Source organism: Brachyspira catarrhinii (assembly GCF_005518285.1).
Taxonomy (GTDB): Bacteria; Spirochaetota; Brachyspiria; order Brachyspirales; family Brachyspiraceae; genus Brachyspira; species Brachyspira catarrhinii.
Window position 1 is genome coordinate 1 of the sequence record NZ_SJDU01000478.1, and the last position, 1529, is coordinate 1529.

Here is a 1529-nt window from a genome sequence, read left to right on the forward strand (position 1 = left end):
ATATTTGATGTAGTTTGTGATATCATTATTCCGACTTGTTCTATTGAGTCAGTAGCTTCTGTCATAATATCTCTAATTTCTATAGAACGTTCAGTTGAGTTTTTTAATCCTGATGCAAACTCTTCCATAGAAGAAGAAGTTTCTTCCAAACTTGCAGCCTGATCTTCAACTCTTTTAGCTAAGTTTGTATTTTCATTGAATATTTTATTTGATTTTTCAGATATAATATAGGACATGTCATTAATGTTGCGAATCATATTAGCGAGATATTTCTGCATCATACTAAAATATTGAGACATTTGTCCTAATTCATCTTTTCTTGATTTAATATTTTCAGGTATATTTGAATTTAATTTACCTTGATACATATTTTTTGATTCTTCTAATATTACATTTAAAGGCATTGTTATAGATTTTGCAAATATATATATAAATACAAATATTATAATTATTCCAAAAATTACAATACCTGTATTTATCATTGTCATCTTATATGTTTCAGCATTTGCTATTTTTTGAGGTATTGATATTACAGTATACCAAGACTGAGTTTTTAATTTATTGAAAAAAGTTTCTATATTGTTATTGTTTATATTTATTCTAGTGTATCCGTTTTGTATAGATATTATTTCTTTATATTTTTCATCTATTTGAGTTTTTATAAGTTTAGGATCTTTATTTGCAATAATTTCTAAAGTATCGCCTATTATGAATAAATCAGCACCCGCAGGAAGCTGTACATTAGTCATGATTTCTTCTATTAGCTTATTCCAATCAAGCATTGTATATAGAAAAGAAATAACTTTATTATTTTCATCTTTTATTCCGACCATTACTATTGTACTTGGTTTTCCAGTCGTTAGAGATATACTTATATCATTTGCTAAGGCATTGTCATAATCTGAATCTACAAATCTTTTCCAAGTACCGGGCTGTAAGTCTTTTAATAATAGATTGTATATGCTGTAATCAAGAGATGTATCAAATTTTATTGAACCATCTATAGAACATACACCTATGTCTATTACATATGGATTTTCTTTCATAACTTCTTTTAATATATTTAATGATTCCTGATAGTTTTGCCAGTCAGAAGTTTTTGACATTTCAACCACAGACGGTATTGAAGCATAGAATTTGGCATTTGCTATTTGATTATTAACCCAGCTGTCAACAGAAAAAGTATATCCTGATAAAGTTCCTTCAAAACCTTCTTTGATTTTATTGTTCATAATATTACTTGAAAGGCTGCCTGATATTATAATTGTAGATGTCATTACAATTATTACTATTAATATTATAGTAAACGGCATTTTAAATGTTAGGTTATTGAAACTATTTTTCATATAACACTCCTGATTTCTATGTTTTTATTATTTTTATTGCAACACCAAAAGAGAAAGCTGCTGATAATATTGCAATATATTTTATTTGAAATGCAGAGAGTAAATTTATAATGTCTTAATAGAATATTAGATTGATGCGATGCGATGCGATGCGATGCGATGCGATGCGTATTCATAATAAAT

At 27.0% G+C, this 1529-nt stretch carries 2 protein-coding genes; both read right to left on the reverse strand.

From position 1 onward, the window contains the following. Nucleotides 1–1346 (reverse strand): methyl-accepting chemotaxis protein (locus EZH24_RS11635; protein ID WP_137999255.1); only part of this gene is annotated, 1346 nt, incomplete at its 3' end. Then, on the reverse strand, nucleotides 1343–1529 hold a 187-nt coding region (locus tag EZH24_RS15150; protein ID WP_236847231.1), incomplete at its 5' end, for a hypothetical protein. The genes EZH24_RS15150 and EZH24_RS11635, both read right to left, overlap by 4 nt.